Here is a 14463-nt window from a genome sequence, read left to right on the forward strand (position 1 = left end):
TGCTCGCCGGGCCGATCCGGACGGCTATAATGCGGGCCGCCTCGCACTGAAGGAAGCCCATGCCCCGCGACCCGCGTTTCGACCCGCTCTTCGCGCCGCTCCGGATCGGCCCGGTCACCGCGCCCAACCGCTTCTACCAGGTGCCGCATTGCACCGGCATGGGCTACACCATGCCGCAGACCCTGGCCGCCATGCGCGCGGTCAAGGCGGAAGGCGGCTGGGGCACGGTCTGCACCGAATACTGCTCGATCCACCCGACCGCCGACGACCACCCGTCACCTTTCGCCTCGCTCTGGGATGCGGGCGACGTCGCCAATCTGGCGGTGCTGGCGGAAGGCGTGCATGCCCATGGCAGCCTCTGCGGCGTCGAGCTCTGGCACGGCGGCCTGCGCTCGGCCAACCTGCTCTCGCGCCAGACTCCCATCGGCCCCAACAGCCTGCCGGCCGACAAGGCCCCGCTGCAGGCGCGGCGCATGGACCTCGCCGACATCCGCGACTACCGCCGCGCCCACCGTGCCGCGGCTTTGCGCGCAAAGGAGGCCGACGCCGATCTCGTCTATGTCTATGCCAGCCACACCTATCTGCTCTCGCAATTCCTCGACCGCCGCATCAACCGCACGATCGAGGGCTATAGCGGGTCGATCGAGAACCGGGTCCGCATCATCCGCGAGCTGATCGACGAGACCAAGGAAGCGGTCGGCGATGCTCTGGCCGTGGCGATCCGCATCGAGGTCGATGCCGAGGCGACGCCGGGTGCCGATCCCGACGGCGAGCGCCGCGCCGTCTTCGAGCTCCTGAAGGACGGCCCCGATCTCTTCGACGTCACCATCACCGACTATTCGCAGGAGATGGGCGTCTCGCGCTTCGTGCGCGAGGCCTCGCTGGAGCCGCTGATCGCCCATGTCCGCAGCATCGTGCGGAAGCCGGTGGTCAGCGTCGGCCGCTTCACCGCGCCGGAGACCATGCTCAGCCAGTTGAAGCGCGGCATCGTCGATCTGATCGGCGCCGCGCGGCCCTCGATCGCCGATCCCTTCCTGCCGAAGAAGATTGCCGAAGGGCGGCCCGACGACATTCGCGAATGCATCGGCTGCAACATCTGCTATGCCTGCGACATCCAGGGCGTGCCGCTCCGCTGCACCCAGAACCCGACCATGGGCGAGGAATGGCGCCGCGACTGGCATCCCGAGCGCATGCCGCGCGCGCAGAACAGCGAACGCGTCCTGGTGGTCGGCGCCGGTCCGGCCGGGCTCGAAGCGGCGCTCACCCTGAGCAAGCGCGGGCACCAGGTGACCTTGGCGGAAGCGCGCCGCGATCTCGGCGGCCGCGTGACCTTGGAGAGCAAGCTGCCGGGTCTGGGCGAATGGGCGCGGGTGCGCGACTATCGCCAATACCAGCTCTCGAAGTTCGACAGCGTCGAGATCTTCCGCGAAAGCCGCCTCTCCGCGACCGACATCCGCGAGCTCTCGCCGCGCCATGTCCTACTGGCGACGGGCAGCCATTGGCGCGCCGACGCGATGGGCCACACCTTTCCCGCCGGCAATCCCGAACTGGATTCCTCCATCACCTTGACCCCCGACGACCTGATGGCCGGCAAGCGCCCAGCCGACAAGACCAAACCGGTCATCGTCTTCGACGACGACCACTATCTAATGGCGGCTGTGCTCGCGGAGCTGTTGGCGGGCGAGGGCTATGCCGTCACCTATGTGACGACCGCCGGCGTGGTCGGCTTCTGGAGCCGCTTCACCATGGAGCAGGCGCGCAGCCAGGCGCGGTTGATCGAGGTCGGCGTGCAGATCGTCGTCAGCCATTCGGTCGATGTCGTGGCCGGCGGTCAAGCGACGCTCTCCTGCGTCTTCTCCGGCAAGCGGCGGGAACTTCCCTGCGGCGCCTTCGTGCCGGTGACTTCGCGCGAGCCCGATGACGCGCTCTGGCATGCATTGCAATCGGATGCTGCCGCGAATGCCGCCGCTGGCATTGCCGGCATCCAGCGGATCGGCGACTGCAAAGCGCCAGGCCTGATCGCCCATGCGGTCTATGACGGCCACCGCACGGCGCGGCGTATCGACGGCGACCAGGCGACGGCCGAGGACCTTCCGGAAGAGCCGCCGTTCCGCCGTGATCGAGTGGTCATAACCGCCGTGCTATGATCCGGCATGGCCGCGCCGGACCCTTCGCAGAAAGTCGACCTCGCTTTGGTGCTGGCGGTCGATTGCTCGAGCAGCGTCGACCCGGTCGAGTTCCGGATTCAGATGGAAGGCATCGCCGCAGCGCTCCGGCATCCCGCCCTGCAGGACGCCATCGCCGCCGGCCGGGAGCATTGCATCGCCTTGACCTTGGTCCTGTGGTCGGGCGCGCGCTCGCAGTCGATCGCGATGCCCTGGCAACTGCTTGCGACCGAAGCGGATCTCGAAGCCGCCGCCGCCGTGATCGCCGGCGCCGAGCGGGAATGGCAGGCAGGCGGCACCGCCCTGGCGATCGCGATCGACTTTGCCGCCGGCTTGCTCACGGCCTTGCCCTTCGCCGCCAAGCGCCGGGTGATCGACGTCTCCGGCGACGGCATCGACAACGTCACCGGCATGACCGAGGCGGCCCGCGACCGCGCGGTGGCGCAAGGGATCACCATCAACGGCCTGCCGATCACCAAGGGTTCGCAGCTGCTGCCGATCTACTACAAGGCCCGGGTGATCGGCGGGCGCGATGCCTTCGTCCAGCCCGCGCCGGATCTGGAGGCCTTCCCCGCCGCCATCCTGCGCAAGCTGCTGCGCGAGATTGGCAACCCGCTGTCCTGAAGGGCGGTGCGTATCGGTTTTGTTCCAGCCGTAAAGCGCCGGTCGCGATCCGTGAAGTATCGCGACCGGCGCGGTGAGCTTACGCCGCCAGGGTACCGTTCAAGCCGGCGACGAAGATTTTGCCGAGCTCGGCGGCGCCGACCTTGATCGGGTTGCCGCCGGCGGAGGGATCGGCCTCGGCGGCCTTGGCGACCTCGTCCACGCGCTTGTCGTCGACCCCGATCTCGCGGAGCGTGTGCGGGATGCTGATCTCCTTGCGGAGCTGCAGCACCCAGTCCATCACCGCCTTGAAGCCGGGGTTCGGCAGGCCGAGGAAGCGGGCGAGACGGGTCATCCGCTCGTCGATGGCCTTGCGGTTGAAGTCGAGCACATAGGGCATGACCACCGCATTGGTGAGGCCGTGATGGGTGTTGTAGAGCGCGCCCAGCGGGTGGCTGATCGCATGCATGCCGCCGAGGCCCTTCTGGAAGGCGGTGGCGCCCATCGAGGCCGCCGCCATCATGTTGGCGCGGGCGACCAGGTTCTTGCCGTCCTTCACCGCGGCCGGGAGGTTCTCCGCGACCAGGCGCATGCCTTCGAGCGCGATGCCGTCCGCCAGCGGGTGATAGCCCGGCGCGCAATAGGCTTCCAGGCAATGCGACAGCGCGTCCATGCCGGTCGCCGCGGTGATGTGCGGCGGCAGGCCCACGGTCAGCTCCGGATCGTCGATCACGATGGAGGGCAGCATCTTCGGGTGGAAGATGATCTTCTTCACATGGGTGCTCTCGTCGGTGATGACCGAGGCACGGCCGACTTCCGACCCGGTGCCCGAGGTGGTCGGCACCGCGATGATCGGTGCGATGCCGGCGGCGTTCACGCGGGTCCACCAGTCGCCGATATCCTCGAAATCCCAGATCGGCCGGGTCTGGCCGACCATCAGCGCCACCGCCTTGGCGGCATCCAGCGCCGAGCCGCCGCCGAAGGCGATGACGCCGTCATGGCCGCCGGCCTTGTAGACCTTCACCCCGTCATCGACATTCTTGCCGATCGGGTTGCCCTGGACCTCGGAATAGAGACCGGTCGGGATGCCGGCGGCCTCGTTGGCGGCGAGCGCGTTCTTGATCATCGGCAGGCCGGCCAGGCCGGGATCGGTGATCAGCAACGGCCGCTTCAGCCCCAGCGCCTTGCAATGGTCCGGCAGTTCCTTGATCCGGCCCACGCCGAACTTCACGGAGGTGGGGTAGTTCCAGTTGCCTTTGAGGGCGGCGGCGTCGGTCGTCATGTGGGGCAGGTCCTGAAGGGTTGGATCGAAAAACGGCGGCATTCTAGCCGCTTGGCCTGCCGTTGGAAGCTAATTCGGGCTTGGAAACCAGCGGAAATGGCCGGTGATCGGATAGGCGGTCAGCATGTCCTCTTCCTCAGCTCCGCCGCCGATGTTGTGGATGACCAGCGGCCGGCCAAAGACAGGGTCGCTGCGGTCCGAGACGATCCCGATATGCGGCAAATTGCCCGGCAGCATCCAGGTCACGATGTCGCCGGCCCGGTAGTTGCCCAAGGGGTCGTCACCAGGCTCGACCGCCATGCCGCGCCGCTTGAAATAGGTCGCAAGGTTAGGGACTCTTCGATGATCGATATTCGCATCCGGCCGCGCCAGGCCCCAGGCCTGCGGATAGAGCCCGAAGTTCCGCCGCATGTCCTCGTGCACCAACTGCTGCAGGTCGATGCCCTGGCCGCGGAAGGCCCGGATCACCACGTCGGTGCAGACGCCGCGCTCGATCGGCACGTCGCCCATGGGGTAGGCGAGCTTCTCATAGCGCGGGTCGTAGATGAGCGTGCGCCCGATCTGGTCCCGCGCCGCCGCGACCAAGTCCAAGGCGGGATCGGCCTGGGCGGGCCAAGCCAACAACAGCACGAATGCCGCGATCCACCACCGGAACATGGCGCCAGCATCGCGGCAGAGTCGGGCAATTCTGCGGCGGCTATGCGCGCCAATTGCGGCAGCGCTCGACCGCATCGGCGAAGCGGTTCACGAGCGACCGATCTAAGGGTGCCGCCTCGACCAGGGTGCCGGGTTGCTGCGGCGGTAGATTATCGATCGTCGCCAGCCCGGCACCGATCAGCGCGAACATCGCGCAGCCCAGCCCGGTCAGTTCCAGGCTGGCCGGAATCGTCAAATGCCGCCCCAGCGCCTTCGCCAGGAAGCCGCGGAAGTAGGCGTTGTTGGCGAGGCCGCCGTCGATCGAGAGCTTCGCCGCGATGGGCTGCAGCCCGTCCATCGCCGCGATCACCTGCGCGGCGCGCAAGGCGACGCCTTCCAGCACCGACTGAACCAGATCGCGCTTGGACGTTTCCAGCCCCATGCCGAGCCAGAGCCCCGCGGCGCTGCGATCCCAATAGGGGCAGCCGAGGCCCGAGAGCGCCGGCACGAAGGCGAGGCCGCGCTCGATCGCGCAGCCGTCGAAGGCGTCGATCTCGCTGAACTCCGCGAACAGGCCGAGCTCCTTCGCCCAGTTCAGCGCCGAGGCGGCGTTGTAGACGCCGCCGTCGATCGCGTAGGTGCAGGGCGCATCGCCGAGCTTCCAGGCGATGGTCGGCAGCAAGCCGGTCTTGGGATCTTTGAGCGGCCTCGGTCCCGCGATGGCGAGCGCAAACGCACCGGTGCCGAAGGTGATCTTGGCATCGCCCGGCTTGCGGCAGCCATGGCCGAAGAGCGCGGCCTGCTGGTCCACCATGCTGGCGGTCACCGGCAGGCCGTCGATCGCGCCGAAATCGCCGGCGGTCGCGCGGATCTCCGGCAGGCATTCGATCGGCACGCCGAACAGCGCGGCCAGTTGCGGGTCCCATTGCAGGGTCTCGAGATTCATCAGGCTGGTGCGCGAGGCGGTGGTGACATCGGTGGCGAAGACACCCGCCAGCCGGTCGAGGAAGAAGGCGTCGCTGGTGCCGAGCCTGAGCCGCCCCTCGCGCCGCAAGCTCTTCGCCTCATCGACATGGTCCAGGATCCAGCGCAGCTTCGCCGCCGAGAAATAGGGATCGAGCGGCAGGCCGGCGCGCGTCAGGGTCGTTTCTTCGTGACCGGCCGCCTTCAGCCGCTCGATCTCGGCATGGGTGCGCGCGTCCTGCCAGACGATGGCCCTGTGGATCGGCCGCTTGGTCTTTGCGTCCCAGGCGACCACGGTCTCGCCCTGGTTGGCGATGCCGACGCCTGTCGCGCCGGCCTTATGCTGCGCGATCAGTTTCGCGACGTTGCCGACCAGCTCTTCCGGGTCATGCTCGACCCAGCCGGATTGCGGATAGAATTGCTGGTGGTCGATGGTTTCGCCGGAGCGGAAGCTGCCGTCGCTCTCCAGCCTATGCACGCCCGATCCGGTCGTGCCCTGGTCGATGGCGATGACCGCCGTCATGCTTCCGGCTCCAATGCAACGGTGATGCTCTTGAAGGCCTGCAGGCCCTTGGGCGAGACCGGCCAGGGGATGCGGCGCTCGGGCAGCGCATCGATCTTGCGCAGGGAGATGATCGTATCGTCACCCCGCACCACCAGATCGCCGCGGGTCGCTGCGCGGGCGCGGCCGTAGAACAGCAGCTCCGGATCGATCGGATCGGCCGCGACCAGGCGCTGCGGATAGACATAGGACAGCGCGCCCGCGGCATGGACCGGAATGCCGGTCTGCGCCGGCTGGAGTCGCCCGAGCAGGGTCGCGGCGATGATGCGCCCCGCCGCAGAGCCCTCGCGCCAGCATTGGCCCGCGGTCTCGATCCCACGCAACAGATTGCCTGCGGCGAAATAGACGGGGTCGGAGCAGCGCCAGAACTGGTCGATCACCGGTCCCTTTGTGCCGGGATCGACGGCGAGATGACTGCCGGCGAGCAGGGCATTCTCCGGCCGGAACTTGCCGGTGAGGACCACGCCGTCGCAGTCCAGCCGTTCCGGGCCGTTGCCGCGGTCGACTTCGACGCCCTCGACTTGTCCATGGCCGAGGATGCGCAGCAGCGCCGTGTTCAGCAGCACCGGCACGCCGAAGGCGAGGCGCGCGATCCAATCGCCCGGTCGGCGGGCGGTGATGCGGGGGCCGGCTTCGATCATGGCGGCGGGCCGCACCTTCACGTGGCGCAAGGTCATCAGGGCCGAGAAGGCGACCAGCTCGGAACCCACGATCACCGGTCGCTCGAACGGCTTCTTGCCGTGGAGATAGACGAATTGCTGCAAGGCGCCGGTGTTCATGACGCCCCAGGGCCGGGCGCCGGAGACAAGGCGGGCGCTGCGCGGTGTCTCCCGCGCGCCCATCGCCAGCAGCACGGCGCGGCCCCTCCAGGTCTGCGGACCTTCGGCGCCGGTGGTCTGGATGATGCCGCCGGATTCCAGACGCAACGCAGTGACGCCGAGCTTCAACTCCGCGCCGCTTGCGGTCTCGGCCAGATGCCGTGCATAGCCGGGGCCGGTCATCAGCTTGCGGAACTCGTTCCAGCCGAAGCCGAGATGGCCGCAATGCCGCGGGATGCCGCCGGCGGTCGGCTCGCGATCCAGCACCGTGATCTTGCCGACATGGTGCCGCGCCAGTTCCGCCGCGGCGGCAAGACCCGCGGGGCCGGCACCGAGGATGATGACGTCGCGCTCGATCACGGCTCGATCTTCCCGGCGGCGATCGCCGCGACATTGGCGCTGCAATAGAAGCCCTGGCAGCGTCCCATCATCGCCCGGGTGCGGCGCTTCAAGCCGCCAATGTCGCCCGCGGGCAGCGGGCCGGTGAGGGCGGCCTCGATCTCGCCGCGGGTCACCCATTCGCAATGGCAGACGATCTCGCCGCCGATCTGATAGGGGCGCGGCCGCTCCTCGCAGAGATTGGGCACGGGAGTCCAGATCGGCGCCGCTTCTTCCATCGGGTGGAAATGCCGGGCGACCAGATCGGCGACATGGCCGGCGATGCCGAGCGAGGACGTGAGGCCGGTCGAGCGGATGCCGCCGACGCTGATCCAGCGCCGTTCCGGCTGCGCCTCGATCTGGTAGTCCTTGAACTGCGTCGCCGGCCGCAAGCCGGCATAGACCGCGTTGACGCCGACCTCGGCGAGGCCGGGCAGCATCTCCTTGCCCTTCTCGATCAGCATCGCCAGCATCTTCTCATCGACTTCGGCGAGATCGCGCTCCTCCTGGTCCTCGGCGGTGGGGCCGACCAGCAGGTTGCCGAAGGCGGTCTTGCAGATGACGATGCCCTTGGTGCGCTCGGTCGGCACCGGCAGGATGATCGACTTCACCAGATTGGCCGCGGGCTTGTCGAAGACCACGAACTGGCCCTTGCGCGGAGTCACCTTGAACGGGCTCGTGCGGCAGATCGCCTCGACGCGGTCGCCGTGGTTGCCGGCGGCGTTGATCACCAGCCGCGCCGTGATCCGCCCGCGCTCGGTGGCGAGCGACCAGGCACCGTCGAAGCTGCCGCCGGAAACCGTGCAGCCGCGCCGGATCCGCCCGCCATGGGCCAGACCCTGCAGCGCGTAGGCCAGCGGCGCCGACCAGGGGTCGATGATATGCTCGCCCGGCACCAGCACGGCGCCCAGGGCATGCGCTGCGAGTTGCGGTTCGCGCCGGCGCAGCTCCGGCGCCGAGATCTCGGTTACGTCGGTGACACCGTTCTGATGCGCTTGCGCGACGATCGCCGGAAGTTTTGCGCGCTGCTCCTCGCTCCAGGCCACCACCAGGGCGCCGGTCTCGACCAGCGGCAGGTTCAGGCGGTTGCGGATCGCGTTGTATTCGCGGTAGCCGGCCTGCATGCAGGCGACTTCCAGGGAGCCTGGCGGCGCGTCGAAGCCGGTGTGCAGGATGGCGCTGTTGCCCTTGCTGGCGCCCGACAGGATGTCGTCGCCCTTCTCCAGCAGCAGCGGCTTCAGCCCGGCCAGCGCCAGGCGCCGGAAGATGGCGCAGCCGACCACGCCGCCGCCGATGACGACGACGTCGGCGCGGTCGAACTCCGCCATGATACCGGGCCCGGGGCTAGATCTGGGTCCGGAGGTGGAAGGACTTCGGCCGGGTCAGCATCTCGTAGCCGACGCGCGAGAGCGTGGCGCCGCGCCCGGAATCCTTGACGCCGACCCAGGCCAGCGCCGGATCGAGATAGTCGCAGCGATTCATGTAGACCGTGCCGGTCTCGAGCTGATGGCCGATCTTCTTCGCCGCTGCCTCGTCCATGGTCCAGAGCGCCGCGGTCAGGCCGAACTTGCTGTCGTTCATCAGCGTGATGGCCTCGTCGTCGGACCTCACTTTCATGATGCCGATGACCGGACCGAAGCTCTCCTCGGACATGACCGACATCTTGTGATCGACGTTGACCAGCACCTGCGGCGCCAGATAGGGCGTGCCGGGCTTGTTCGCCGCGAACGCCTTTTCGTCGATCAGCGCCTTGGCGCCGGCGCGCACCGCATCGGCGATCTGGCCGCGCACGAACTCCGCAGCGGAGGTCCGCACCATCGGTCCAAGGTTGGTGTCCTTGTCCAGCGGGTTGCCGAGCTTGTACTTGCGGGTCAAATCCGCGAAGCCCTCGACGAACTTGTCGTAGAGGCTTTCGTGAACGTAGATGCGCTCGATTGCGCAGCAGCACTGGCCGGAATTGAACATCGCGCCATCGACCAGGTTCTCGACCGCATGCGCGAGGTTCGCGTCGGCGCGGACATAGGCCGGATCCTTGCCGCCGAGCTCGAGGCCCATCCCCATGAACTTGCCGAGCGCCGCCTGCTGCACCGCATGGCCGCCGGCGACCGACCCGGTGAAGTTGACGTAAGCCGTTTCCGGCGCCGCGATCACCTTCGCGGTGTCCTCATGCGTCAGCACCAGGTGCTGGAAGATGCCCTTGGGCAGGCCGGCGGCGTCGAACGCCTCCTGGAACCGCTCGGCGCAAAGCGGGGTCTGCGCCGAATGCTTCAGCACCACTGCGTTGCCGGCCATCAGCGCCGGGACCACGCCATTCACGGACGTGAGATAGGGATAGTTCCAGGGCGCCACGATAAAGACAACGCCCAAAGGCTCGCGGTGGATGAAGCGGGTGAAGCCCGCCTTGTCCCTGGCCTCGATATCGGCCAGCGCTTCCGGCGCGATCTGGATCATGTAGCGCGCGCGTTCCTCGAAGCCGCGCATCTCGCCCGGGCTCTGGCTGATCGGCCGGCCCATCTGCCGGGTGATCTCCTCGGCCATCGCGTCCTTGTGGGTGAGGAAGATGTCGACCGCCTTGGAGATCAGCTTGCCGCGCTCGGCGACCGGCACCTGCTTCCAGGCGCGCTGCGCCTCGACCGCGGCCTGCAGGGTCGCGGCGATTTCCTGCGGCGTGGCGTAAGGCCGCTCGACATAGACCGAGTTGTCGACCGGGGTGATGGTCTTCTGGGTGGCGGGCATGGTTGTCGTCGTCTCCAGTTCTCAAATGATCTCGAAATACCGCGCAAGCTCCCAATCGGTGATCGCCTTGCGGAACTCGCGCTCTTCCCATTCGCGGGTGGCGGCGTGGTGCTCGACGAAGTCCTTGCCGAACAGCTCCTCGGCGGCCTTCGACTTCCTGAGGCGCTGCGCCGCTTCCCAAAGGGTGCGCGGCAGGTCGAGCTTGGCCGGGTGCTTCTGGTCGTAGGAATTGCCGACGATCGGCGCCATCGGCTCGATCTTGTTCTCGATGCCGTAGAGGCCGGAGCCGATCGCGGCCGCCAAGGCGATGTAGGGATTGCAGTCGGCGGCGGCGATCCGGTACTCGACCCGCTGCGACTTCTCCGAGCCCGGGATCACGCGCAAGGCACAGGTGCGGTTCTCGACGCCCCAGGTCGCGTTGGTCGGCGCCCAGAAGCCGGGAATGAGCCGCGAGTAGGAGTTGACGGTGCTCGCGACCATCGAGAGCAGCTCGGGCATCAGCATCTGCTGCCCGCCGATGAACCAGCGCATCTTCTGCGAGATGTTGTGCTCCTTCTTCGGGTCGTGGAAGACGGTCTTGCCGTCCTTGCCCTTCAAGGAGACGTGGATGTGGCCGGACTGGCCGGGCCAGTTGTTCGACCACTTGGCCATGAAGGTCGCCATCATGCCGCGGCGCTGGGCGATCACCTTCATGATGGTCTTGAACAGCGCGCCGCGGTCGGCGGCTTCCAGCGCCTTGTCGACGGTGATCGCGGCTTCGAGCACGCCGGGCCCGGTCTCGGTGTGCAGGCCCTCGATCGGCATCCGCATCTTCTCGCAGGTGTCGAGGATCTCGTGATAGAGCTCGGCCCAGACGGTGTTGCGGATCACCGAGTACCCGAACCAGCCCGGCGTCATCGGCGTCAGGTCCTTGTAGTTCTTCTGCCGGACGCTCTCCGGCGTCTCGTCGAACATGAAGAACTCGAACTCGAGCGCGGAATAGACGTCGAAGCCCATCTTGCTCGCGCGATCCAGCACCCGGCGCAAGGTGCCGCGCGGGCAGACTGCCTCCGCCTTGCCGGTGAACTCGGCGAGGAAGAACAGCATGTTCCCCTCCATCGGCAGCTCGCGGCAGGAGGACGGGATCAGCTTCACCCAGGCATCCGGGTATGCGGTATGCCAGCCGGTATACTTCACATTGTCGAACAGCTGGTCGTGGCTGTCCCAGCCGAGCACCACGTCGCAGAAGCCGAAGCCGTTCTCGAGGGCAGAGAGGAACTTCGCCTTCGACATGTACTTGCCGCGCAGGATCGCGTCGCCGTCGAACACGCCGACTTTGACATGGGTCAGGCCGCGTTCCTCGACGATCTTCTTGGCGTCCGCGACGCTCTTTACTTGTTCCGGCTTCAACGGCATTTGGATCAGCCCCCGCTGCTCTTTTGAAAGTTTCTTGAAGGAAGGGCGCTACCTTAGCCAGTGGCGCGCAAAGCCGCCACAGATTCCCGCAAAGAAAAAGGGGAGGCAGTTGCCTGCCTCCCCGATCATCGATATCCGGCTTGTATGGGTCAGCCGGCGCCGCCGAGTGCGGCTTCTTCCTTGGCGATCTCGGCCTGGCGCTTGGCCACGGCCTCAGGCGTCAGCGGCGGACCGGCGAAGCGGTTCCGCTCGAAGGCGAACCAGACGACGACCAGCAGCACGACGACTACGGCCAGAAAGTAACCGACCAGCTGGTACGGCGGCTGGAAGCCGACGAAGGCAAGGATCAGGCCGCCGATGACGGCGAGGACGGCAACCAGCTTCGAGGCGCCGCCGAGATTAAACGGCCCCTTCTTGGTCCATGATTTGCCTTCGGCGAGGATGCCTGCGGCAATCGGCATGACGTAGGACACGTAGAGGAAGACCGCGCAGCCCGAGGCGAGGATGATGTAGGCTTGCGAATTTGCGCCGCAGGCCCAACCCAGCACCATGCACAGCAGGGAACCGACGATGATCGCATTGCCTGGTGTGCGGTATCGCGGGCTGACCTGACGCAGGAACTTCGAGGCGCCCGGAATGCCGCCGTCGCGCGAAAAGGCGTAGATCATCCGCGAGAGCGAGGTCATGCCGGCGAGAGCGCAGAGGAAGTTCGACAGCACGATACCCACGCCGATCAGTTCCTTGACGATGTCCGGCATCGTGCTGGCCCCCAGCACGTAGGCGAACACCGACCAGCCCTTCGATGCGCCTTCATCGATGCTCGGCATGGCCAGCAGGATGGCGACGACCAGGAACCAGCCGAACAGGCCGGACCAAAACACCGAGGTGATCATGCCCTTCGGCACCGAACGCTGCGCATCGCGGGTCTCTTCCGAAGTATGTCCGGACGCGTCGAAGCCCGTGATCGTGTAGCAGACGTGCAGCAGGCCGAGGATGAAGGCGAAGAACAGGCTGCCGGAGAGCGGCCAGGTGCCCGCACCCGGGTCGCCGGTGTAGTTCTTGAACTCGACCAGGCGCGAGAAGTCCAGCGGCACCGGCGAGCCGGCGACCAGACCGATGATGATGACCACCGAGACGACGAAGATCAGGTAGCCGGCGAAATCGGTGAGGATGGTGGTCGCCTTGATGCCCACAAAGTTCAGGATCGCCTGCACGACGGTGATCAGGATGACGCCGACAGTGAGCGCGGTTGGCGAGAACGGGTCCGGCGCACCGCCGAGGATCGGCACGTAGACGAGGTCGTGAAACAGCAACACGACGCCGTAGTTCACCGAGGAGACGACGAACAGCAGACCGATGAGGTTGATCCAAGCCGCTCCCCAGCCCCAGCCTTTGCCGCCGAGAATCGAGGCCCAATGGTAGATGCCGCCCGCGGTCGGATAGGCCGAGGCGATCTGCCCCATGGCGGCGGCAACAATCAGCGCGAACACCGCGCCGACGATCCAGCCGATGCCGATCGACCCGCCGCCGGCCGCGCCGAGCGCCACGGTGTAGGCGCCGATGCCGCCCGCCAGGATGCAGATGATCGAGAACGAAATCGCGAAATTCTGGAACACGCCCATGCGCCGGGAGAGTTCCTGGGCATAGCCCATACTGTGGAGGACCTTTACGTCCTCATCGTGATGTTGATCTTGAGCCGACATAATAGTCCCCTTCCCTGTAACCCATGTCGCGACAGTTCCCCCGCCCCGTTATGGGCGGGTCTTTTCGAGCCATTTCTTGTGGATGGTCGCGAATTCCCCCGAATGTCGGCGGCCTCCGCTTCCCCCTTCGGCCCTGCCTCGACTGCGACCCTCGGTCGCTTTACGAACGAAATTATGCCGTTCCGTTAAGAGAGTGTAAAGGCGCAGCCCTGTCAGAAACCTTACACAACAGATCTATATGGTTGATAAATAATCGATATTTTGGAACCTAAAATCTGCCGCGAGGCTTTCCCGCAGTCGCCCCGACTCACCCTGCTCTTGTCGGAGCTCGTCGCGCGCGACCGCCGCGAAGGCTTCCGAGCGGCGGGTCGGGCGGATTCGCGCGAGCCTGAGCAGGCCGAGCGATTGCGGGCGGACCTTGTCCTTGACCGGTCGATAGACGACGGCGCGGCCGTCGAGGGTCTGCGCGCTCGCGGGGCGCGAATGCATCACCGCGAAGCCGTCACCCGACGCCACCAGCCCGCGCAGGGTCTCGAAGCTCCGGGTCTCCTGGGCGATGCGGGGGCGCAGGCCGCGTGACGAGAAGACCGAGAGGAAATAGTCGCGGCTCTGGGGCAGGTTCAGCAGCACCATGGGATACTGGTTGAGCTGCTCCAGCGACACCTCCTTCTCGCGGGCGAGGCGGTGGTTCTTGGCCAGCACCGCGTGCAGCGGCATCGCCACCAGCGGCTCGAAGGCGAGGTCCTCGGTGAGGTTGAGGTCATAGGTGAGGGCGAGCTCGAACTGGCCGGCCGAGAGACCGTCGACTACGCCCTGGACGTGATGCTCATGCAGCGTGATGGCGATGGCGGGATGCGCCGCGGCGAAGGCGCGGATCACCCGCGGCATCACGATCGGCGCGAAGGTCTGGAAGCAGCCGACATGGAGCTCGCCCTCCATCGCCTGGCCGAGGCCGACCGCGCCCTGGCGCAGTTCCTCGGCATGGTCGAGCAGGCTGCGCGCGTCCTTGAACAGCCGCGCGCCGGCGGGGGTGAGGCTGAGGCCCTGGGCATGGTGGCGGATGAAGAGATCGACCTTGAAGCGGTCCTCGAGCTCGGCAATCGCCGCCGAGACGGAGGGCTGGGAGATGTTCAGCCGCCGGCCGGCCTCGGTGATGCTGCCGGTCTCGGCCACCGCCACGAAGTAGCGGATCTGCTTCAGGGTAAAGCTCATAGATAAATCC

At 67.0% G+C, this 14463-nt stretch carries 11 protein-coding genes; 2 read left to right on the forward strand and 9 right to left on the reverse strand.

Annotation, left to right across the window (positions count from 1 at the left end; genetic code table 11):
* The first annotated feature begins 59 nt into the window (after window positions 1-59).
* Together ACYQ4T_RS01875 and ACYQ4T_RS01880 are read left to right on the forward strand one after the other, a co-directional pair.
* Window positions 60-2147, forward strand: a complete 2088-nt coding sequence (locus ACYQ4T_RS01875) for an oxidoreductase (RefSeq protein ID WP_459850333.1) — start codon at window positions 60-62, stop codon at window positions 2145-2147.
* Between the two features lie 6 nt (window positions 2148-2153).
* On the forward strand, window positions 2154-2789 hold the full coding sequence (locus ACYQ4T_RS01880; protein ID WP_459850334.1) for a DUF1194 domain-containing protein: 636 nt from the start codon (window positions 2154-2156) through the stop codon (window positions 2787-2789).
* Window positions 2790-2868: 79 nt separating this feature from the next.
* On the opposite strand, the gene ACYQ4T_RS01885 is transcribed toward ACYQ4T_RS01880, so the two are convergent.
* The 9 genes from ACYQ4T_RS01885 to ACYQ4T_RS01925 all read right to left on the reverse strand — a co-directional run bounded on the left by ACYQ4T_RS01885 (window position 2869) and on the right by ACYQ4T_RS01925 (window position 14453).
* On the reverse strand, window positions 2869-4050 hold the full coding sequence (locus ACYQ4T_RS01885; RefSeq protein WP_459850336.1) for an iron-containing alcohol dehydrogenase: 1182 nt from the start codon (window positions 4048-4050) through the stop codon (window positions 2869-2871).
* 69 nt (window positions 4051-4119) lie between these two features.
* The gene (locus tag ACYQ4T_RS01890; protein ID WP_459850339.1) at window positions 4120-4707 is read right to left on the reverse strand and encodes a DUF1287 domain-containing protein; all 588 of its coding nucleotides are present in this window, start codon (window positions 4705-4707) and stop codon (window positions 4120-4122) included.
* Between the two features lie 40 nt (window positions 4708-4747).
* Window positions 4748-6172 carry an FGGY family carbohydrate kinase gene (locus ACYQ4T_RS01895; protein WP_459850341.1) on the reverse strand — a complete coding sequence of 475 codons (1425 nt, stop codon included), beginning with the start codon at window positions 6170-6172 and terminating at the stop codon, window positions 4748-4750.
* On the reverse strand, window positions 6169-7389 hold the full coding sequence (locus ACYQ4T_RS01900; protein ID WP_459850343.1) for an FAD-dependent oxidoreductase: 1221 nt from the start codon (window positions 7387-7389) through the stop codon (window positions 6169-6171). Before ACYQ4T_RS01900 ends, ACYQ4T_RS01895 begins: the two co-directional genes overlap by 4 nt.
* Complete coding sequence (locus ACYQ4T_RS01905) at window positions 7386-8735, reverse strand: FAD-dependent oxidoreductase (RefSeq protein ID WP_459850345.1); 1350 nt, start codon at window positions 8733-8735, stop codon at window positions 7386-7388. The genes ACYQ4T_RS01900 and ACYQ4T_RS01905 overlap by 4 nt, the downstream gene beginning before the upstream one ends.
* Before the next feature lie 16 nt (window positions 8736-8751).
* Window positions 8752-10143 (reverse strand): aldehyde dehydrogenase family protein, encoded by a 1392-nt coding sequence (locus ACYQ4T_RS01910; protein ID WP_459850347.1) that lies wholly within the window; start codon window positions 10141-10143, stop codon window positions 8752-8754.
* Window positions 10144-10164: 21 nt separating this feature from the next.
* Entirely contained in the window at window positions 10165-11538 is a 1374-nt protein-coding gene (locus tag ACYQ4T_RS01915) for a glutamine synthetase family protein (RefSeq protein ID WP_459850349.1), read from the reverse strand.
* A gap of 149 nt (window positions 11539-11687) precedes the next feature.
* Window positions 11688-13241 (reverse strand): amino acid permease, encoded by a 1554-nt coding sequence (locus ACYQ4T_RS01920; RefSeq protein ID WP_459850351.1) that lies wholly within the window; start codon window positions 13239-13241, stop codon window positions 11688-11690.
* Window positions 13242-13475: 234 nt separating this feature from the next.
* Window positions 13476-14453 (reverse strand): LysR family transcriptional regulator, encoded by a 978-nt coding sequence (locus ACYQ4T_RS01925; RefSeq protein WP_459850353.1) that lies wholly within the window; start codon window positions 14451-14453, stop codon window positions 13476-13478.
* Window positions 14454-14463: the final 10 nt, after the last annotated feature.

The sequence above is a fragment of the Dongia sp. agr-C8 genome, from assembly GCF_054658695.1.

Coding starts and splice junctions, on each gene's coding strand:
- ACYQ4T_RS01875 (WP_459850333.1), top strand. CDS start 60: ATGCCCCGCGACCCGCGTTTCGACCCGCTCTTCGCGCCGCTCCGGATC.
- ACYQ4T_RS01880 (WP_459850334.1), top strand. CDS start 2,154: ATGGCCGCGCCGGACCCTTCGCAGAAAGTCGACCTCGCTTTGGTGCTG.
- ACYQ4T_RS01885 (WP_459850336.1), bottom strand. CDS start 4,050: ATGACGACCGACGCCGCCGCCCTCAAAGGCAACTGGAACTACCCCACC.
- ACYQ4T_RS01890 (WP_459850339.1), bottom strand. CDS start 4,707: ATGTTCCGGTGGTGGATCGCGGCATTCGTGCTGTTGTTGGCTTGGCCC.
- ACYQ4T_RS01895 (WP_459850341.1), bottom strand. CDS start 6,172: ATGACGGCGGTCATCGCCATCGACCAGGGCACGACCGGATCGGGCGTG.
- ACYQ4T_RS01905 (WP_459850345.1), bottom strand. CDS start 8,735: ATGGCGGAGTTCGACCGCGCCGACGTCGTCGTCATCGGCGGCGGCGTG.
- ACYQ4T_RS01910 (WP_459850347.1), bottom strand. CDS start 10,143: ATGCCCGCCACCCAGAAGACCATCACCCCGGTCGACAACTCGGTCTAT.
- ACYQ4T_RS01915 (WP_459850349.1), bottom strand. CDS start 11,538: ATGCCGTTGAAGCCGGAACAAGTAAAGAGCGTCGCGGACGCCAAGAAG.
- ACYQ4T_RS01920 (WP_459850351.1), bottom strand. CDS start 13,241: ATGTCGGCTCAAGATCAACATCACGATGAGGACGTAAAGGTCCTCCAC.
- ACYQ4T_RS01925 (WP_459850353.1), bottom strand. CDS start 14,453: ATGAGCTTTACCCTGAAGCAGATCCGCTACTTCGTGGCGGTGGCCGAG.